At 56.5% G+C, this 20,819-nt stretch carries 11 protein-coding genes; 8 read left to right on the plus strand and 3 right to left on the minus strand.

Translation table 11 applies throughout. The features are described 5' to 3' along the window. Positions 1-155: 155 nt before the first annotated feature. Positions 156-2,399, minus strand: a complete 2,244-nt coding sequence (locus WN53_RS00405) for a sensor domain-containing phosphodiesterase (protein ID WP_024486373.1) — start codon at positions 2,397-2,399, stop codon at positions 156-158. Positions 2,400-2,926: 527 nt separating this feature from the next. On the opposite strand from WN53_RS00405, the gene WN53_RS27000 reads away from it, so the two are divergent. From WN53_RS27000 to WN53_RS00415, 3 genes are all read left to right on the plus strand, one after another. Next, positions 2,927-3,094 carry a YfgG family protein gene (locus WN53_RS27000; protein WP_065686557.1) on the plus strand — a complete coding sequence of 56 codons (168 nt, stop codon included), beginning with the start codon at positions 2,927-2,929 and terminating at the stop codon, positions 3,092-3,094. A gap of 165 nt (positions 3,095-3,259) precedes the next feature. Further along, entirely contained in the window at positions 3,260-4,693 is a 1,434-nt protein-coding gene (gene mgtE, locus WN53_RS00410) for a magnesium transporter (protein WP_024486372.1), read from the plus strand. Between the two features lie 192 nt (positions 4,694-4,885). Next, a complete protein-coding gene (locus WN53_RS00415) occupies positions 4,886-8,227 on the plus strand; it encodes a diguanylate cyclase (protein WP_046807985.1) in 3,342 nt (1,113 codons plus the stop codon). Here the strand turns inward: WN53_RS00415 and alkA are convergent. Continuing rightward, entirely contained in the window at positions 8,195-9,703 is a 1,509-nt protein-coding gene (gene alkA / locus WN53_RS00420; RefSeq protein WP_024486863.1) for a DNA-3-methyladenine glycosylase 2, read from the minus strand. The two genes, WN53_RS00415 and alkA, sit on opposite strands and share 33 nt — an antisense overlap. A gap of 253 nt (positions 9,704-9,956) precedes the next feature. On the opposite strand from alkA, the gene yegD reads away from it, so the two are divergent. Then, positions 9,957-11,309, plus strand: a complete 1,353-nt coding sequence (yegD, locus tag WN53_RS00425; RefSeq protein ID WP_024486862.1) for a molecular chaperone — start codon at positions 9,957-9,959, stop codon at positions 11,307-11,309. A gap of 40 nt (positions 11,310-11,349) precedes the next feature. Further along, positions 11,350-11,895, plus strand: a complete 546-nt coding sequence (locus tag WN53_RS00430) for a GNAT family N-acetyltransferase (RefSeq protein ID WP_024486861.1) — start codon at positions 11,350-11,352, stop codon at positions 11,893-11,895. 217 nt (positions 11,896-12,112) lie between these two features. Here WN53_RS00430 and WN53_RS00435 read toward each other — a convergent pair whose 3' ends face one another. Further along, a complete protein-coding gene (locus WN53_RS00435; RefSeq protein WP_024486270.1) occupies positions 12,113-13,066 on the minus strand; it encodes an aldo/keto reductase in 954 nt (317 codons plus the stop codon). A gap of 272 nt (positions 13,067-13,338) precedes the next feature. Between WN53_RS00435 and WN53_RS00440 the strand changes: the two genes are divergently transcribed. The 3 genes from WN53_RS00440 to mdtC are packed head-to-tail and all read left to right on the plus strand — an operon-like array spanning position 13,339 to position 20,797. Then, complete coding sequence (locus tag WN53_RS00440; RefSeq protein WP_024486271.1) at positions 13,339-14,601, plus strand: MdtA/MuxA family multidrug efflux RND transporter periplasmic adaptor subunit; 1,263 nt, start codon at positions 13,339-13,341, stop codon at positions 14,599-14,601. Further along, complete coding sequence (locus WN53_RS00445; RefSeq protein WP_024486272.1) at positions 14,601-17,720, plus strand: MdtB/MuxB family multidrug efflux RND transporter permease subunit; 3,120 nt, start codon at positions 14,601-14,603, stop codon at positions 17,718-17,720. Before WN53_RS00440 ends, WN53_RS00445 begins: the two co-directional genes overlap by 1 nt. Beyond that, positions 17,717-20,797: a multidrug efflux RND transporter permease subunit MdtC gene (gene mdtC / locus WN53_RS00450; protein ID WP_046807986.1), complete on the plus strand. Its 3,081-nt coding sequence runs from the start codon at positions 17,717-17,719 to the stop codon at positions 20,795-20,797. Before WN53_RS00445 ends, mdtC begins: the two co-directional genes overlap by 4 nt. The last annotated feature ends 22 nt before the right edge of the window (positions 20,798-20,819 follow it).

The following is a 20,819-nucleotide window of genomic DNA, read 5'->3' on the forward strand; positions in this document are numbered from 1 at the left end:
TACTTCATAACATGTTGAATAATAAAGCCAAGGTATGGCGCAGAAAAATCAGCGTACTCGATCGTCTCTCATCCAAGATGAATCACTACAATTTCAACCTCGCTCGATCGGTTCCCTCTCCCTGTGGGAGAGGGGTAGGGTGAGGGGCCATATTCTCAGTCAGACTCTTCGTCTTCCGGTAGTGGCTCCATCGGCACCAGAGACGCCAACAACTGAGGTTTACCGATAAAGTAGCCCTGCATATAATCCACGCCCAGGCTTTTAAGCGCATCGCGCTGCTCGGCCGACTCGACATATTCCGCCACAATCGACAACCTTCTCATCAGCGCTACCTTACAGATTGACGCAATGATCTGGTAATCCACCTTGCTGGTCAGCATGTCCTGCACAAAACTGCCGTCGATCTTCAAGATATCGACATGCAGCTCCTTCAGGCGATCGTAGGTGGCATAGCCGGTGCCAAAATCATCCAGGGCAATGCGGCAACCTAACTGGCGCAGCTCTTTCAGCGAGTTCTTGGCATACTTCACATCCTGCACCAGATGAGACTCTGTCACTTCCAACACCAGTTGATAAGGCTCAATCTGATATTGCCGCAGTGCATCGCGCACGTCTTGGCACAGGCTCGGGCGACACAGCGAGGACGGTGACAGATTCACGGCAAAGCGCGCGCTAGGCATACCTTCGCGATGGAGCTGCATAAACTGCAAGGTTTGGCGCAGTACCCACATATCCAACTGGTAAGCCAACCCGAACTCATGCACCACCGGTAGAAATTCGTTGGGAGGAATGACGTTACCTTCATCATCCAGCATACGCAGCAGGATCTCATGGTAAGAATCGCCACGAACCCCAACAATCGGTTGAGCCATCAACATGAAACCGTCGTTATCCAGCGAGCGTTGCACCCAGTGTAACAAGGCGACCTTGCGCTTGATTTCATTCTGAACCACATGATGATCGTTCTGCACGTTTTCAGGCCGGCCACTGGTCAGAGACATTTCCGCCAACGAACTCAATTCCCCCAGTAACACATGCAGGTGTTCCACTTCCGAATAGACTCCACAGTAGCTAATTCCCAGCGGCGGATGGATTGGCAGACCGTTCCACACCAGACGAAACTTCTCTAGCGTGCTGTGGATTTTGGCCACCCGGGCCTCACCGTCGGAACCGTTGAGCCGCAGCACCAGATCGTACCCCGGCAGGTGATAGACGTCTTCCCCTTCCTCCAGCACCGTGCGCAGGCTGCCCGCCAGCTTCTGTTTGAAGCGGATGCGCAGCTGCATGCCATAGTTCCGGCTGAGCAAATCCAGCTCGGAAATCCGCAGGAAGCACAGCGTAGAACGCGGCACCTTGGCCAGATCGCGCTTCAATGCGCGCAGGTTGGGTAAGCCGATGACCGGATCTTTCAGCGAGGCGTTTTGCGCCTTGGCATGATCCATCCGCTGGCGAGTATGCACCGCAGATGTCAGCAAAATACTGAGGGTGAACGCCAGCATCATTGACGAGATCATGGTCAGGTTATGCAGCAGGCTGTCCCATTGCACATAACCCGGATAGTTAAAGAACAGCACCAGAAGGGTTGCTGCCCAAATAATACAGTTGAACAGATAACCAAAGCGCATGGCGCTATACAACATCACCGGCAATAACAGCGTCAGGCTGTAGTCGGGCACCTGCATCGCGTTGGTATCTGCCGAGTGGTAGGCAAGCACCCCCACCAAGGCAACCAGCACCACCAACCACAGTTGCAGCTCGCTCTTTTTGACCGACGGCGCCATCTCACGGCTGATCCGCCCCCACAAAACGCGGGCAAATTTGGGGTTCTTAATGATCCGCAAGGCGAAATAGAACAGTTGCATGGATGACAGGCAGCCAATCAAAATGGCCTGAAAATTGATCAGTGCGTGTAAATGATTACCGCTACCGGAAAGCATGCCGAGTTCATCCGGCAGCAAATCGAGGCCGATAACCAGCTGTAAACCAAAAATAAACAGCACTGGCGGCATCAGCACCAGCCAGATCAGCCGGTGTTTACCCAGCTTTAACTCGGTGAGCCCCACACACCAGTGGCGCTGCGACTGGCAGCGATAGCCCCACCAGCAAATGCTCAGACATCCCACATACAGCAACGTCATGATCACGTCGACTTCGCTGCCGGTACGGTTGGAGTAGCGGATAAGGATAGCCAAAGCGATGCCTGGCATGGCACGCCAGTCATAAACCATCAGCAAAGAAAAGCAGACCACCAGCGGTAGATAAACCAGATACACTTTGCCATCAGGCAGCATCAGGCGTGGCGATAGCCAGCCTGCAAGCGGCACCAGCAGCAGGCTCAGCACGATAGGCTGCCCCCACCAACGGTCACGTAAATTATTCCAGAACTTTAAAATACCCATCAAGACACTGTATCCGCTAAGGCGTGATTCACTTCGTCGCTCAAGCGTTTTAAATCGCAGAAAAGGCAGGATCCGATCCCACCACAGAACCATTCGGGGAGCAAGCTGAGACATGCACTTCCAGCATCAAGAATGGCTGTGAATTCTATTCTCTGCGATAGCTTAAGATTTGACCACGATCAATTAATAGAGAAAAGGCTAAGAAAAATCCATAAGCCACTTCATAGGCTGATAATAACCTATTAATAGACAACAAAAAATCAGACAAAATCTATATCCCATGCATTTCGAGTGACCGCTTAAAAAGGGGTGGACATAAACCCCAGCTAAATTGCTCAGTCAAACGCACGGAAATAAATGGACATCTTTTGTCATCAGAGCCTAGAATTCCATTTACAATTTAAAGCAATGTTAGCCATGGCAGGCATGCGTCAAACAACAGTAATCGCCACCATCATTTTCCAGCGGCAGCCCCAACAGGGTGCTTAAACAATGCCAATGGGAAAAACCGACGGGCTCAATGAACCATGAGAAAGACCACAACCGGGCGCATGACCAAAGTCGTGCTGCTGATCAGTTTCATCATTCTAGTCGGTCGCCTGCTGTATGCCGCCATTGCCGCTATTCCCCATCATCAGGAAAAAAGATCGCTGCCTGAACCGCAGACCCAGGAAGCCCGCGTGGATAATCGGTGATTATCTTGCCCTACCAAGCGACCATCACCCTGAGTCACCGGCACGCCAAAGCTGCTGACCCTGCACCATCAGATTGATAAAAATCACGCCAACTGCCGCTATGCTCTATCTTTTAAAGATAGTCTAAAAGGAACCCGGTGTGCCAAGTCAGCGTTAAGGAATTCCATGTCCGCCGCAACACATAACGTCAAAAAAGTCGCTGAGTATCGCCAGCGCATTCTAAGCCTACTGTTAAATAATACCCCTTTGGTTGACGGCATTCTTGGCCGCCCAGGGGATGAAAAACAACTCAGCGAAGGCGAACTGCTTAATCATACCGCCGAAATCACCCACTTGCTGCAAGATATGCACGCCGCTGACCTGGCGGACCTGCTAGAAGCGTTGCCACAAGATGAACGCCTGGCGCTGTGGCGGCTGGTGGATAACACCAAGCGCGGCCAAACCCTGGTAGAAGTTGCCGAACCCGTCTGGGATAGCCTGATCGAAGAGATGAGCGATAAAGACCTGCTCAAGGCGATCAAAACCCTGGATGTCGATGAACAGGCCTATCTGGCGCAATACCTGCCACGTAACCTGATGGGCCGCCTGCTGACCTCACTGGAGCCAGAGCAGCGTGAGCAGGTGCGCGAGATGGTCCATTACGGTAAGGATACCGTCGGCTGGATGATGGACTTCGAACTGGTCTCGGTACGCCCGGATGTCTCTTTGGGGGCCGTACACCGCTTCCTGCGTCAACGTAAAGCCATCCCGGATGCCACCGATAAACTGTTCGTCACCGATCGCAAAAATACCCTGTTAGGCGAACTGCCGCTGACCGCGATCCTGCTTAACGATCCGCAAACCCCGGTATTTAAGGTGATGGACAGCGATCCCACCACTTTCCAGCCGGAAGACAAAGCCGAGGCTGCGGCCAGCGCGTTCGAACGTTATGACCTGATCAGCGCCCCGGTGATCGATGCCAAAGGCAAACTGATGGGGCGGTTAACCATCGAAGAAATCGTTGACGTGGTTAACGAAGAAAGCGACACCACTCTGCGTCGTATGGGCGGGTTAAGCCCGGAAGAAGACGTGTTTGCCCCGGTCAGCAAAGCGGTGAAAACCCGTTGGGCCTGGCTGGCAATCAACCTCTGTACCGCCTTTATCGCCTCCAGGGTCATTGGCCTGTTTGAACACACCATTTCACAATTGGTGGCGTTGGCTGCCTTGATGCCCATCGTCGCCGGTATCGGCGGCAATACCGGCAACCAGACCATTACCATGATCGTGCGCGCGTTGGCGCTGCATCAGATCGAAGAGGGCAATATTTCGCGCCTGTTGTTCAGAGAGCTGGGCGTAGCCATCATCAACGGGGTAGTCTGGGGTGGCATCATGGGGCTGGTCACCTATCTGCTGTATGGCGATCTGGCGATGGGGGGCGTGATGACGCTGGCCATGATGCTCAACCTGCTGGTAGCCGCACTAATGGGGGTGATCATACCGATGACCATGCTCAAACTGGGCCGCGATCCTGCCGTCGGCTCCAGCGTACTGATCACCGCCCTGACCGATACCGGCGGCTTCTTTATCTTCCTGGGGCTGGCGACCGTGTTCCTGCTTTAGTCAACGTCACCTATAGCTAGGCCAGAGCAAATCGCAGGTTTCCCTTGCGGAGAAAGTGCCGAATCGCCACGGTGTGTCTTGATAAAGGTTGGGTATATACTTGGATAGGTATTCCTCGCCCGCAGTACTCCCCTCTGGTGAGTACTGCGGCGGCAGGGTTTAGTGGTCGATAGCACAAAGTGAAGGTTACCGATGGATCTCAGCGCAGCGCAGCACCCACTCAAAGCTAAAGGTACCTTGTTCACTCACTCGTTGCTGAGCGCATTGATGGTGTTTCTGCTGGCCTACCTGTGCCTGACGCTGTCAGCAGAATCCAGCCACTTTACCCCGCTGTGGTTCCCGACTGCCGCCGTTATTATGCTGATGTTCCACCAGCCACCGCGCAATTGGCCATTGCACTTGATCCTCAGCGGGATCGGCATGTGTATTGCCAGTTTCCTGCTATTCGGCCTCAGTTGGTTCCCGGTCAAACTCACGCTGATTAACCTGCTGGAAGCCATCGTCTGTACCCTGCTGTTACGGCGAGTACTGAAACCAGACGATCCGTTAAACGGCTTGGCAAGCTGGTTGAAATTTGTGTTCTGCGCCGTGATCTTCACGCCAATGTTCAGCGCACTGCTGGCGGCCTCACTAGCGCCCGCACCTGGGGAAACCTTTTGGCAGCCCTTCAGCACCTGGTTTATTTCCGAAGCGATCGGCGTACTGGCTCTGGCACCGATCGGGCTGGTTTATCGCCGCTCAATGTTAAGAACGCTGAACCTGTTCGAACTGCTGTTAGTATTGCTGGGAACACTGACCTTCAGCTCTCTGGCGCTGCTCAACCTACCCTTCCCGTTTACCTTTATCATCCTGCCGTTGCTGTGGGCAGCGATCAGCCTGCCGCGGCTCGAAGCCTTTATTATCTGTTTTACCACGACCCTGATGATTACGGTGATGATCTCGCTCGGGCTGTTGCATTTTCAGGATAGGGGAACGTTTTTAAGCGATGTGACAGTCTACCTGCCACTGATGTTGATCCTGATCCCGGCCCACGCCATGGCAATGGTGATGCATGCTTTCAGGGTGGAAAAAGAACATATCGTGGAAAGCGAAGCGCGTTTTCGTAATGCGTTGGAGTATTCGGCCATCGGCATGGCGCTGGTGTCACCAGAAGGGAAATGGTTACAGGTCAATCAGGCGCTGTGCAAACTGCTGCGCTATCCCCCAGAAACCCTGCGCCGCCTGACGTTTCAAGAAATCACCCATCCCGATGATTTAAATGCCGATCTGACACAGTTACAAGACCTGCTTGATGGCCACATCAGCAGCTACACCATGGAAAAACGCTATATCCGTAGCGACGGTGAGAGCGTCTGGACACTGCTGGCGGTATCCCTGGTGCGCGATCCGCAGGGCCAACCGCTGTACTTTATTTCTCAAGTAGAAGATATCAACGAGCTAAAGCGTACCGAAGCGGAGAACCGCAGCCTGGTAGAACGCATTACACTAGCCAATCAGGCTGGTGGGATCGGCGTGTGGGAATGGATGTTGAACGGAGATAAGCTCACCTGGGACAAGCGAATGTTCGAGCTGTACGAATTGACGCCGGACCAAACTCCCACCCTGGCGCTGTGGAGCTCATTACTGCTGGAAGAAGATCGCGAACGCATCGGGCGGCAAGTGGCTACGCTCAGCGATCGGCATCGGCCGTTTGTGATGGAGTTCCGCATCAAGACCAGGCTGGGGGGAATTCGTCATATTCGCGGCCAGGGTAATACCATCCTCGATGAGCACGGCGAGCCGAAGCGGATGATCGGTACCAATATCGACATGACGGAAATCAAATCGCTGGCCGAAGCGCTGCACGAAGAGAAGGAACGTTTACACATTACGCTGGACGCCATCGGCGAAGGGGTGATCTCCACCGATCGCGAAATGCGCATCACCTTTATGAACCCGGTAGCAGAACAGATGTGCGGTTGGCCGCTGGAGATGGCGCTAGGTATGCCGATTAACGGCGTGGTGCGGATGACCAACGGCCAGAATGGCCCAGAAATAGAAAATCCGGTGCAAAACTGCCTGCAAGAGGGGCCTCCCCTGCCAGCAGAATACGCGCTGGTACTGCATAGCCGCGACGGCCGCCGCTTCGACGTACAGGAATCCGTATCGCCGCTGAAAACCATCGAGGGGGAGGTGATGGGGGCAGTGATGGTGTTGCAGGACGTCAGCGCCTCGCGGGAACTGATGAAAAAGCTCAGCTACAACGCCTCTCACGATGCGCTGACCGACCTGAAAAACCGTACCAGCTTCGAAAAGCGGCTGAAGGGCGCTATTGCCAGCGTGGCCGAAAACCAGCAACAGCACTCGCTGGTGTTCCTCGATCTCGACAGGTTCAAAGCGGTTAACGATAGTGCCGGACACGCGGCAGGCGACGCCTTGCTCAGGGAGATTGGCCAGTTGATGCAGCGCCAGCTGCGTAACAGCGACTGCCTGGCACGGCTCGGGGGCGACGAATTTGGTCTGATCCTGTTCGACTGTTCGTTGGAGCAGGCCAAGTTGCTGATGCAACAGATGATCGAGCAGATCGGCGAATACTCATTCTGCTGGGCAGGCAAGATTTATCATGTTGGCGCCAGCGCCGGTATTACACCAATCGGTGCCGCCAGCGGCAAGAGCAGCGAGCTATTGGCACAGGCCGATATCGCCTGTTATACCGCCAAGCACCACGGCCGCGGCCAGGTTTATATTTATGAAGCCCGGCAAAAACAGCAGATGGAGCGCCGGCATGAGCTGCTAACGCGCCAGGAAGTGCTGAATATTATCGATAATCAGCAATTGCTGTTACGCGTCAGGGCAGCCTCGCCGCCTAAAACGCCGCAGGCGGTCTGTTTCTATCAGTTAAAGCTGCACGTTCGCCCACCCGATGATCGCCTGCTGGCCTCTGAGTCCTTCCTCGCCGCTGCCCAGCTCTACGGCCTGCTGCCGGAGGTCGATCGCTGGTTGGTAAGCCAGATACTGGAAAGACACGCCGAAGCTCTACGCCGCAAGGGGCTGGCCATTACGCTGCCATTGGCCACAGACAGCGTGCTAGATCTTGATTTTCAAAATTACTTGCTGGAGTTACTGGCGGCTTCCGTGCTGCCGGCCAGCACGCTGTATCTGATGGTAGACGAGACCATCGTGCTCGATCACCCAGAGGATGGCGGTGCCTTTATCCGCCGTTTGCAGCAGATGGGCTGCAAGCTGATCGTCAATGATTTTGGCCGCAACCTGAACGCCTTCGATCAGTTAAACGGCCAGACTATCGATTACATCCGCATTGACGAACGTTTTATCACCGACGTCCACTGCAACCAAATGGATGAACTGATGGTGTCGATGATCCATGGTGCCGCGCACCGTATTAATACTCAAACTCTGGCCGGCCCAGCACATCAACAGGTTACGCTAAGTGCGCTGACAGCCATCGGGGTCGATCTGGTAGACGGTGACACCGTTGCGCTGGAGCTACCGCTGAGCGATTTACTCAGCGGCGGCTACTTCGGTATTCACTGAAGGTGCCCAACAATCGTTATGCCACAGATGCAAGGTGGCGTAGGACCTCCAAGGCCGCCAGCGTTCGGCATAGCGCTCAATCTGGCGCGGCGTCATGCCGGGGAAACGCTGTTTGATCAGATAGTCCCCTGCCAGAAAAACGTCCGGCCATGACCAGGCCCGCATCGCGATATAGCTGGCGGTCCAACTGCCTATCCCCGGCAGTGCGGTTAACTCCTTGATACCCTGTTCGATATCCAACACGTTATCCAACTGCAAACGCCCTTCTGTCACCCTGCGTGCAATTTCTATCAGCGCCGCCGCGCGCTTCAGCTGTACGCCCAATGGTCGCAGATCCTCCGGTTGCAGTTGGGCGATCCGCGCCGCCTGCGGAAAAACATGAGTGATATCGCCATACGGCTGCTCCAGGACCGTTCCCCAGCGTTCGGCCATCCGCCCGGCAAAGGTAGCCGCCATCTTGACGCTGACCAACTGCCCCAATACCGCACGCGTAGCCTGCTCAAAGCTGCTGACGCAGCCAGGCAAACGTAAGCCGGGCGCATCTGCCGCTAGCGCGCCTAACGCCTCGCAAATGCGGTCCGGCGCGGCATCCAGATCGAACAGTTGGCGAATGCGCCGCAGGACTTCGGTCGTCACCCGGCTAAGTGACGGGGCAATTTCCACCCGAACCCGGTTTCGCGCCTCTTCCGGCTGGACGCTCACCCAACCGCAATATTCGACGCCGCCCTGCTCCACCGCGATCGAACGGCAGTATTGTTGACCGACAACGCTTTCCACGCCGCTGACCGCACGCGTCTGTAAGAACCCCAGCATACGCGGCCAATCGTAAGGTGGCCGATACCCCAGATGAAACACCAGTCCGCTGGTGGCGGCACGCTCACTACGGCCAGCAGTGCTACGCAATACCGAAGGGATCAGGCGATAACGGGCCTTAAACAGCTCATTGAAACGCCGCAGGCTGCCAAACCCGGCGGCAAATGCCACCTCGCTCAGGGGCAAATCGGTATCCGCCAGCAGCCGTTTGGCCTGTAACAGACGATGCGACTGGGCGTAATCAATGGGGGAGGCGCCGAACTGCTCGGCAAAAATGCGCCGCAGATGGCGATCGGAAATCCCCAAGCGGGTAGCCAGCTGTTCACAGCTGTGCTCTGAAAGATAGCCCTGCTCGATCAGCTGAACCGCAACCTGAGCATAGCGATTGCCCAGGTCGATCAGCGCCAGCCCTGGAGCCAATTCAGGGCGGCATTTCAGGCAGGGGCGAAAACCGGCCAGTTCGGCGGCAGCGGCGCTGGGGTAAAACGTACAATTTTCGATTTTCGGCGTGCGGGCGCTACATACCGGCCTGCAATAGATACCGGTGGAGGAGACACCGACAAAAAATCGTCCGTCAAACTTACGGTCACGCGCACTCAGCGCGCTATACAGCGCCTGTTGTTGATTCTTCATGGCATCGCTCGGAGTCAGTTTTTTGTTCATTATGGCGCTCGGACCTGTGGCTGACGTGCGGGAATCGGACATTAACCTGCTTGACTCACTTTGTCGGGATACAGTTAAACGGGCGTAGCATGCGGCGCCCCTACAAATTCAGTGTCCTTGTCTCCAATCTGGTTCAAGTTAACCATGCCGCCGCGATTACCGCTAAATTTTTCACCAGTTAGCCGCCCACTCGTTGCTCGGCAGACCAGTCTCGGGTAAAGTCGCCCCCCTTCATCGGCATGGGGAACGAAAAATGTTTATTGGCTTCGATTATGGCACTGCCAACTGTTCTGTCGCCGTTATGCGCGATCAGGGCCCTGAATTACTGACGTTGGAAAACAACGAACCGTATCTCCCTTCAATGCTGTGCGCACCGACGCGTGAAGCGGTGAGTGAGTGCCTGCATCGCCACTGGCAGGTGCCAACCGGCAGCGAGGAAAACCAGCAACTGCTGCGCCGCGCCATCACCTTCAACCGCGAAGAAGATATTCCGGTCAACGGCGACAGCGTGCTGTTCGGCCTGCAGGCGCTGGCCCACTACATCGAAGATCCGGAAGAAGTGTATTTTGTCCGCTCACCGAAATCCTTCCTAGGGGCTAACGGCCTTAAGCCACAGCAGATTGCGCTATTTGAAGATCTGGTGTGCGCCATGATGTTCCACATCAAGCGCCAGGCGGAAGGCGTATTACAAACCAGCATCGAACAGGCCGTCATTGGCCGCCCGATCAACTTCCAGGGAACCGGCGGTGAAGAGGCTAACCAGCAGGCGCAGGGGATTTTGCATCGTGCCGCACAACGAGCCGGTTTCAAAGAGATCGAGTTCCAGTTCGAACCGGTTGCCGCCGGTCTGGACTTTGAAGCGACGCTGAGCGAAGAGAAAACCGTGCTGGTGGTCGATATCGGCGGCGGAACCACCGACTGCTCGGTGCTGCTGATGGGGCCACAATGGCGCGATCGTGCCGATCGCCAACAGAGCCTGTTGGGGCACAGCGGTTGCCGCGTGGGCGGTAACGATCTGGATATTATGCTGGCGTTCAAACAGCTGATGCCGCTGTTCGGTATGGGCGGTGAAACCGAGAAAGGCATTGCCATGCCTGCATTGCCTTACTGGAACGCGGTAGCGACCAACGATGTCCCGGCCCAAATCGATTTCTACAGCACGGCCAATGGCCGTATGCTGCGCGATCTGATCCGCGACGCTGCCGAACCCGAGAAGGTGAAACGTCTGTTGAAAGTCCATCAGCAGCGCCTGAGCTATCGGCTGGTACGTGCGGCGGAAGAGAGTAAAATCGCGCTGTCGGGTCAGGCAAGCATCAGCGCCCAACTGGATTTTGTGCAGCCGGAGCTGGCAGAGATGATCAGCCAGGAGCAGTTGGCCGATGCCATTGCCCAACCTCTGTTGCGTATCCAGGAACAGGTTAGCGCCGCCCTGGCCACCAGCCAAAGCAAGCCGCAGGTTATCTACCTGACCGGTGGTAGCGCACGCTCACCACTGCTGCGAACCGCACTGCAACAGCAGTTGCCAGGGATCCCGATCGTCGGTGGCAACGATTTTGGCTCGGTTACCGCCGGGCTGGCACGCTGGGCGCAGACGCTGTTTCGTTGATTAACGCAGGGGCGGCTAACGCCCCTGACAATGGAGCATTATGGCTATCACAACTGGTGAAACACCCAGATTGCTGCTGCGCGGTTGGCAAGATAGCGATCTGCCCGCCTTTGCTGCGCTCAATAGCGACCCTGAGGTGATGAAATACTTCCCGGCAGCGCTAAACCGCGCTGAAAGCGATGCCCAGGCAAATCGCATCCGCCAATTTATGCAACAGCACGGCTGGGGGCTGTGGGCCGTCGAGGTGAAGCATCAGGCTGCCTTTATCGGCTTTGTCGGGCTGGCCATTCCTGGTGACGATCTGCCCTGCTCTCCCTGCGTGGAAATTGGCTGGCGGTTGTCGAAGGAGCATTGGGGCCAAGGCTATGCCAGCGAAGCGGCACGTTGCGCGCTGGATATCGCTTTCAATAGGCTGCAACTGTCAGAAGTAGTGTCCTTTACTGCTGAAATTAATCTCCCTTCCCGCCGAGTGATGGAGCGCATCGGGATGAACTTCAGCGGTGAAACCTTCGAACATCCCCGTTTACCTCTGTGCCATCCGTTACGCAAGCATGTGTTGTATCGTAAGCTATCGCCAAACAAGTGATGGTGATGATAACTCATTGAATAATAGTTGATATCCCCTCACCCTAACCCTCTCCCAAAGGGAGAGGGGACTGAACGAGCCACAGTTTAGCGCCTGCATCTGACCACCATACAATCCAACCTCATAAAGTCTAGGTGATTGAAAATCATATAAATCACCACCAATCTAACTCCCTCTCCCTGTGGGAGAGGGCTGGGGTGAGGGGCATCGCAGAAACTTACCAGGCACTTGCCTCATCCAGCGCCTTGATATCCTCGGCAGCCAATTGCAACTGTGTGGCACTCACCAACTCATCCAACTGGGTTAACGAGGTGGCGCTGACGATTGGCGCGGTGATGCTTGGGCGAGCAATCAGCCAGGCCAACGAGATCTGTGCGGGTGTAGTCTGGTGCTTCTCGGCCAGCAGATCGAGGGCTGCCAGAATGCGGAAACCTCGCGGGTTCAGATAACGCGACACAATGGTATCCCCACGCTGGCTCTTACCCACATCCTGTGCGCTACGATATTTGCCGGTAAGGAAACCACTAGCCAGTGAGAAGAAGTTGATCACCCCCAATCCCTGTTGCTGCGCCACCGCTTCCAGCGCCTGCTCATAACCTTCACGAGCATACAGATTGTATTCCGGCTGCAAGGTTTCATAGCGCGCCAGTCCGTTTTGCTCGCTGACTTTCAGTGCTTCCACCAGCCGGTCTGCCTGATAGTTTGAAGCGCCTATGGCACGCACTTTCCCGGCCTTGATCAGTTCATCAAACGCCGCCAGGGTTTCCGCCAGCGGGGTGTCCTGGTCGTCATCATGGGACTGATAAAGATCGATATAATCGGTTTGCAGGCGGCGCAACGAATCCTCTACGGCCTGACGAATATAGCGTGGCGACAAGCCTTGCTTGCCCTCACCCATCGGTTTTCCCACTTTGGTAGCGATGATCACCTGGTCGCGCTTGCCGCTTTTCTTCAGCCAGTTACCAATCACCGTTTCTGATTCACCGCCTTGATTGCCCGGCGCCCAGCTCGAATAGACGTCGGCGGTATCGATAAAATTCAGCTGATTGGCTACCAGCGCATCCAGCAGGCTGAAAGACGTGGCCTCGTCTGCCGTCCAGCCAAATACGTTGCCGCCAAAGGTCAGCTGCGGGACCTGAATGCCTGAACGACCCAACGGTTTCTTACTCATGATGTGGCTCCTGAGGGAAAAGAAAAAATTCGCTCTCAATTATTAGCGCGAAAGCGGCTGGAACGCTAAAACGAATCGGTTATATGTCAGAAAATGTCTAGCTAAGCGTTGTTTCGGTAAAATAGACATTCTCTGCCGACAAACCTGACGCTTCCTCCATATTTCCTTCATTTTTACACCGTGACAGCTCGCTAAACTAGTATCCTGTAAGGAGTATCACTTTTGGCAACTGATTGCCCGCACGACTGTCTCTGGAGAGAATACCCAACGCCATGAATACAAAACCCAAACGCCGCTCACTGCTGCTGCGCCTGTTAGCCATAGTTATCGTAGTGCTTGCCGCCATTCTGATCTGGCGTCACTTTAGCGCGCCACAGGCTACCGATGCAGCGCCGGGTGCGCAGCAGGCAGGTTCAGGTCCCGCAGGAGCTGCAGGCAGAGCCGGTGGTAGACGAGGGGCTCCTATGTCTCCAGTACAGGCCGCCACCGCCACAGTGCAGAGCGTACCGCGTTTCCTCTCGGGATTGGGCACCGCCACCGCGGCCAACACCGTGACCGTCACCAGCCGCGTCGATGGTCAGTTGATGGCAATCCACTTTACCGAAGGCCAACAGGTCAAGGCGGGAGACCTGCTGGTTGAAATCGATCCACGCCCTTACGAAGTGCAATTAACTCAGGCTCTGGGGCAGTTAGCCAAAGATCAGGCGACGTTGGCCAATGCCAAACGCGACCTCGCCCGTTACCAACAGTTGGCAAAAACCAATCTGGTATCGCGCCAGGAGCTGGATACCCAGGAGTCGCTGGTTCGCCAGACCGAAGGGGCGATCAAGGCCGACCAAGGGGCGGTGGACAGCGCCAAACTGCAAATAACCTACAGCAAAATCACCGCACCTATAGATGGCCGCGTGGGCCTTAAGCTGGTTGACGTGGGCAATTACATCGCCAGCGGCAGCACTACCGGCATCGTGGTGATCACCCAAACGCATCCGATCGATGTGGTCTTCACCCTGCCGGAGAGCAATATCGCCGATCTGGTCAAAGCGCAGAAAGCTGGCCCCGTGAGCGTCGAAGCTTGGGACCGCACCAACCAGCAGTTGTTAACCACCGGTGAGCTATTGAGCCTGGATAACCAGATCGATACCGCGACGGGTACCATCAAACTGAAGGCTCGCTTCGACAATCTGGACGATGCGCTGTTCCCGAATCAGTTCGTTAACGCCCGGCTGAAGGTTGCCACCCTGCAAAATGCGGTGGTGATCCCTACTGCCGCACTGCAAATGGGCAATGAAGGCAACTTCGTCTGGCTGCTGAGCGCAGACAATAAGGTCAGCAAACATCGGGTTACCGCCGGTATTCAGGATAGCCAGCAGGTGGTCATTAGCGCCGGTGTCAATGCGGGCGACCGCGTCGTGACCGACGGCATCGACCGCCTGACCGAAGGCATGCAGGTTGAAGTGGTGGCGCCTCATCAAACAGCGGCTACCCCGAATGTAGAACAACCGAAGCACCGCGCTAAACCTCAGGGGAACTCCTGATGCAGTCGATGTCCCCCCATAGCGGCGGTGGGCCTTCCCGCCTGTTTATTCTTCGCCCGGTAGCCACCACGCTGTTTATGCTGGCTATCATGCTGGCCGGGATCATTGGCTATCGCTCGCTGCCGGTTTCCGCCCTGCCGGAAGTGGATTACCCAACCATCCAGATCGTCACGCTTTACCCAGGCGCCAGCCCGGATGTGGTCACCTCGGCGATCACTGCGCCGTTGGAGCGCCAGTTTGGCCAGATGTCCGGCCTTAAGCAGATGGCCTCGCAGAGCTCCGGTGGTGCCTCGGTGATCACCCTGCAATTCCAGCTTGAACTGCCGCTGGACGTTGCCGAGCAGGAAGTGCAGGCGGCCATCAATGCCGCCACCAACCTGCTGCCCAGCGATCTGCCCTACCCGCCGATTTACAGTAAGGTTAACCCGGCCGATCCACCGATCCTGACGCTGGCCGTCACCTCAACCGCCATGCCGATGACCCAGGTAGAAGACATGGTGGAAACCCGGGTGGCGCAAAAGATTTCGCAGGTTACCGGGGTCGGTCTGGTCACCATTTCTGGCGGACAACGCCCGGCCGTGCGGGTGAAGCTCAATGCTACGGCGGTGGCCGCCTATGGGCTGGATAGCGAAACCATTCGCACCGCCATCAGTAACGCCAACGTCAACTCGGCCAAAGGTAGCCTGGACGGCCCGACGCGTTCGGTTACGCTCTCTGCCAACGATCAGATGAAAACCGCAGAGGATTACCGTCAGCTGATTATCGCCTATCAGAACGGCGCAGCCATCCGCCTGCAAGATATCGCCACCATTGAGCAAGGCGCAGAGAACAACCGCCTGGCGGCATGGGCCAATAAAGAGCAGGCCATCGTGCTGAATATTCAGCGCCAGCCGGGTGCCAACGTCATCACCACCGCTGACAGTATTCGCGAGATGCTGCCAGAGCTGATCAAGAGCCTGCCAAAGTCGGTAGATGTGAAGGTGCTGACCGACCGCACCACCACCATCCGGGCCTCGGTCAGCGACGTACAGTTTGAGCTACTGCTGGCGATCGCCCTGGTCATCATGGTGATCTACGTCTTCCTGCGTAACGTTCCCGCCACCATTATTCCGAGCGTGGCGGTGCCGCTTTCCCTGGTAGGCACCTTTGCCGTCATGTATTTCCTCGACTTCTCCATCAACAACCTGACGCTGATGGCGCTGACCATCGCCACCGGCTTTGTGGTGGATGACGCCATCGTGGTGATCGAGAATATCTCGCGCTATATCGAAAAAGGTGAAAAACCGCTCGACGCGGCGCTGAAAGGGGCCGGAGAGATCGGCTTTACCATTATCTCGCTGACCTTCTCGCTGGTAGCCGTGCTGATCCCACTGTTGTTTATGGGGGATATCGTTGGCCGTCTGTTCCGTGAGTTTGCGGTGACGCTGGCAGTGGCGATCCTGATTTCCGCGCTGGTGTCGCTGACGCTGACGCCGATGATGTGCGCCCGAATGCTTAGCCACGAGTCGCTGCGTAAGCAAAACCGTTTCTCTCGTGCTTCCGAGCGTTTCTTTGACCGGGTGATCGCCCAATACGGCGTGTGGCTGAAAGTGGTGTTGAACCATCAGTGGCTGACGTTAGGCGTCGTGTTCAGCACTATGGCGCTGACCGTGTTGCTGTATCTGCTGATGCCGAAAGGCTTCTTCCCGGTACAGGATAACGGCATCATTCAGGGCACGCTGCAAGCGCCACAGAGCGTGTCATTCAGTAACATGGCCGAGCGCCAACAGCAGGTTGCAGCCGAAATCCTCAAGGATCCGGCTGTAGAAAGCCTGACGTCCTTTGTCGGCGTGGACGGCAGCAATGCTACGCTCAACAGCGGCCGTTTGCAGATCAACCTTAAACCGCTGAGCGAACGGAGCGATCGCATCCCGGCGATCATTACCCGCCTGCAGCAACAGACGGCGCAGTTCCCCGGCTTGAAGCTGTATCTGCAACCGGTGCAGGATCTGACCATCGACACCCAGGTGAGCCGTACGCAGTACCAGTTCACCCTGCAGGCGATGTCACTGGATGAACTCAGCCTGTGGGTGCCGAAGTTGATGGCCGAATTGCAGCAGGCGCCGCAACTGGCCGAAGTAACCAGCAACTGGCAGGATCAGGGGCTGGTGGCCTATGTGAATGTCGACCGAGACTCAGCCTCGCGCCTTGGAATCACCATGAGCGATGTCGACAGCGCGCTGTATAACGCCTTCGGTCAGCGCCTGATCTCGACCATTTACACCCAGGCCAACCAATATCGGGTGGTGCTGGAGCATGATGTCTCCAGCACACCAGGGCTTTCCGCGTTAAACGATATCCGCCTGACCAGCAGCAACGGCACCATCGTGCCATTAAGCACCATCGCCAAAATAGAAGAGCGCTTTGGCCCGCTGTCGATCAACCATCTCGATCAGTTCCCGTCGGCCACCGTGTCGTTTAACGTGGCTGGTAATTACTCGCTCGGGGAAGCAGTAGAGGCCATTACTCAGGCTGAGAAAGACCTCAACATGCCCAAAGACATCACCACCCAGTTCCAGGGTGCCACGCTGGCATTTCAGGCTGCCCTTGGCAGCACGCTGTGGCTGATCCTGGCGGCGGTGGTCGCGATGTATATCGTGCTGGGCGTGCTGTATGAGAGCTTTATCCACCCGGTGACCATTCTTTCTACCCTGCCCACCGCCGGTGTCGGGGCCCTGCTGGCGCTGATGCTCTCCGGCCATGAGCTGGATGTGATCGCCATTATCGGCATAATTTTGCTCATCGGCATCGTGAAAAAGAACGCCATCATGATGATCGACTTTGCATTGGCTGCCGAGCGTGAGCAAGGGATGACGCCGTACGACGCCATCTATCAGGCCTGCCTGCTGCGTTTTCGCCCGATCCTGATGACCACGCTGGCCGCGCTGTTGGGGGCATTACCGCTGATGCTGAGTACCGGCGTCGGGGCCGAACTGCGCCGCCCTCTGGGCGTCTGTATGGTCGGTGGCCTGGTGATGAGCCAGATCCTGACGCTGTTCACCACGCCGGTGATTTACCTGCTGTTTGATAAATTGGCGCGCAATACCCGCCGTCAGCCAGAACCGCAGGAGCTGTCGTGAAATTCTTCGCCCTGTTTATCTACCGGCCGGTTGCCACAACGCTGTTGACGTTGGCGATCACCCTCGCCGGGGTGATTGGCTTCCAGTTGCTGCCGGTATCGCCGCTGCCGCAGGTGGATTTCCCCGTCATTCTGGTCAGCGCTTCATTGCCTGGCGCCGATCCGGAAACCATGGCCTCCTCGGTAGCTACACCGCTGGAACGGGCCCTGGGCCGGATCGCCGGGGTTAATGAAATGACCTCGACGAGTTCACTTGGCAGCACCAGGGTGATCCTACAGTTCGATCTCGATCGCGATATCAACGGGGCTGCGCGTGACGTACAGGCCGCGATTAACGCCGCCCAAAGTCTGTTGCCTACCGGGATGCCAAGCCGCCCCACCTATCGCAAGATCAACCCGTCCGACGCGCCAATCATGATCCTGACGCTGACTTCGGATACCTACAACCAAGGGCAGCTGTATGACTTCGCGTCTACGCAGTTGGCGCAAAAAATTGCCCAGACGGAAGGCGTAGGCGATGTCTCGGTCGGCGGCAGTTCCTTACCTGCGGTACGCGTGGAGCTTAATCCCGGTGCCTTATTCAACCAGGGGATTTCACTGGATGCGGTAAGGCAAACCATCGCCAACGCCAACGTGCGCCGCCCGCAAGGCGCGGTGGATGACCCGCAGCAGCGCTGGCAGATCCAGGCCAACGACGAATTGAAAACCGCGGCGGCCTACCAGCCGTTGGTTATTCACTATAACAACGGCGCGGCGGTACGATTGAGCGACGTGGCCAACGTCATCGATTCGGTCCAGGACGTACGCAACGCCGGGATGACCAACGCCAAACCGGCCATCATTCTCACCATCAGCCGTGCTCCCGGTGCCAATATCATTCAAACCGTGGATCGTATCCGCGCCGAGTTGCCCGCGTTGCGGGAGAACATCCCCGCCTCGATCGAACTGAGTATTGCCCAGGATCGCTCACCGACGATCCGTGCCTCGCTGGCCGAGGTGGAGCAATCTTTGGTAATAGCCATCGGGCTGGTGATCCTGGTGGTCTTCATCTTCCTGCGCTCTGGCCGCGCAACGCTGATCCCGGCAGTGGCCGTACCGGTTTCCCTGATCGGTTCCTTCGCCGCCATGTACCTGTGCGGCTTCAGCCTGAATAACCTATCGCTGATGGCGCTCACCATCGCCACCGGTTTTGTGGTGGATGACGCCATCGTGGTGCTGGAAAATATTTCTCGCCACGTCGAGGCCGGAATGAAACCGATCAAAGCCGCCCTGCAAGGGGTGCGTGAAGTCGGCTTCACCGTGCTTTCCATGAGCGTATCGCTGGTGGCGGTGTTTATTCCCTTGCTGTTTATGGCTGGTTTGCCAGGCAGGCTGTTCCGTGAATTTGCCGTGACGCTTTCGGTGTCGATCGGGCTTTCATTGCTGATTTCACTGACGCTGACGCCGATGATGTGTGCCTATCTGCTGCGCTACCAGCCACCGCGCGAACAGCGGCGTATTCGGGGTTTTGGCCGCATGTTGCTGGGTTTACAGCAGGGCTATGGCCGCTCGCTCAACTGGGTATTGGGCCATTCCCGCTGGGTCATGGCAGTGTTCCTGGCCACGATTGCCCTCAACGTCTGGCTGTACATCAGTATTCCAAAAACCTTCTTCCCCGAGCAGGATACCGGCCGCCTGATGGGCTTTATCCAGGCCGACCAGAGCATTTCGTTTCAGGCGATGCGCGTTAAACTGCAAGAATTTATGAAGATCGTGCGGGAAGACAAGGATGTGGATAACGTCACCGGTTTCACCGGCGGCTCGCGCACCAACAGCGGCTCGATGTTTATCTCCCTCAAGCCGCTGTCGGAACGCACCGATGATGCCCAGAAGGTGATCGCTCGCCTGCGTGCCAAACTGGCGAAAGAACCGGGGGCTAGCCTGTTCTTGATGGCGGTGCAGGATATCCGCGTCGGCGGGCGGCAGGCTAACGCCAGCTATCAATACACGCTGTTGGCCGACGATCTTGGCGCGCTGCGCGAATGGGAGCCAAAGATCCGCACCGCGCTGGCAGCCTTGCCGGAGCTGGCGGACGTCAACTCCGATCAGCAGGACAAAGGCTCGGAAATGGATCTGACCTACGATCGCGAAACCATGGCGCGGCTGGGCATTTCGGTCAACGACGCCAACAACCTGCTCAACAACGCCTTCGGACAGCGCCAGATTTCCACCATCTATCAGCCGCTGAACCAATACAAAGTGGTGATGGAGGTGGCTCCGCCCTATACCCAGGACGTGAGCTCGCTGGACAAAATGTTTGTGATCAACAGCAGCGGCCAGCCGATCCCGCTGTCTTACTTTGCCCAATGGCGGCCAGCCAACGCACCGCTGGCAGTGAACCATCAGGGGCTGTCGGCAGCCTCCACCATCTCGTTCAACCTGCCGGACGGTGGCAGCCTGTCCGAGGCGACGACAGCCATCGAACGGACCATGACGCAGCTGGGAGTTCCCTCCACCGTGCGAGGTTCGTTTGCCGGCACCGCACAGGTGTTCCAGGAAACATTGCAATCACAGCTGTTCCTGATCGCGGCGGCCATCGCCACGGTGTATATCGTGCTGGGTATTTTGTATGAGAGCTATATCCATCCGCTGACCATACTATCCACGCTGCCTTCTGCCGGGGTCGGGGCGCTATTGGCACTGGAACTGTTTGACGCACCGTTTAGCCTGATTGCGCTAATCGGTATTATGCTGTTGATTGGTATCGTTAAAAAGAATGCCATCATGATGGTCGATTTTGCCCTGGATGCGCAACGCAACGGCGGGATCAGCGCCCGTGAGGCGATCTTCCAGGCCTGCTTACTGCGTTTTCGCCCCATCATGATGACGACGTTGGCGGCCCTGTTTGGCGCCTTACCACTGGTTCTGACCAGCGGCGATGGGGCGGAGCTGAGGCAGCCGCTGGGGATCACCATTGCCGGGGGGCTGCTGATGAGCCAATTGTTGACGCTGTATACCACGCCGGTGATCTATCTGTACTTTGACCGCTTACAGATGAAGTTCCGTCGCGGTAAAAAACTGACGCCGCTGCCTCACTGATCGGCAGCAACGCGGGAGATAA

Origin of the sequence: Serratia fonticola (assembly GCF_001006005.1) — a bacterium.
Lineage (GTDB): Bacteria > Pseudomonadota > Gammaproteobacteria > Enterobacterales > Enterobacteriaceae > Chania > Chania fonticola.

Coding starts and splice junctions, on each gene's coding strand:
- WN53_RS00430 (WP_024486861.1), top strand. CDS start 11,350: ATGGCTATCACAACTGGTGAAACACCCAGATTGCTGCTGCGCGGTTGG.
- WN53_RS00445 (WP_024486272.1), top strand. CDS start 14,601: ATGCAGTCGATGTCCCCCCATAGCGGCGGTGGGCCTTCCCGCCTGTTT.
- WN53_RS27000 (WP_065686557.1), top strand. CDS start 2,927: ATGAGAAAGACCACAACCGGGCGCATGACCAAAGTCGTGCTGCTGATC.
- yegD (WP_024486862.1), top strand. CDS start 9,957: ATGTTTATTGGCTTCGATTATGGCACTGCCAACTGTTCTGTCGCCGTT.
- mgtE (WP_024486372.1), top strand. CDS start 3,260: ATGTCCGCCGCAACACATAACGTCAAAAAAGTCGCTGAGTATCGCCAG.
- WN53_RS00440 (WP_024486271.1), top strand. CDS start 13,339: ATGAATACAAAACCCAAACGCCGCTCACTGCTGCTGCGCCTGTTAGCC.
- alkA (WP_024486863.1), bottom strand. CDS start 9,703: ATGAACAAAAAACTGACTCCGAGCGATGCCATGAAGAATCAACAACAG.
- WN53_RS00435 (WP_024486270.1), bottom strand. CDS start 13,066: ATGAGTAAGAAACCGTTGGGTCGTTCAGGCATTCAGGTCCCGCAGCTG.
- WN53_RS00415 (WP_046807985.1), top strand. CDS start 4,886: ATGGATCTCAGCGCAGCGCAGCACCCACTCAAAGCTAAAGGTACCTTG.
- WN53_RS00405 (WP_024486373.1), bottom strand. CDS start 2,399: ATGGGTATTTTAAAGTTCTGGAATAATTTACGTGACCGTTGGTGGGGG.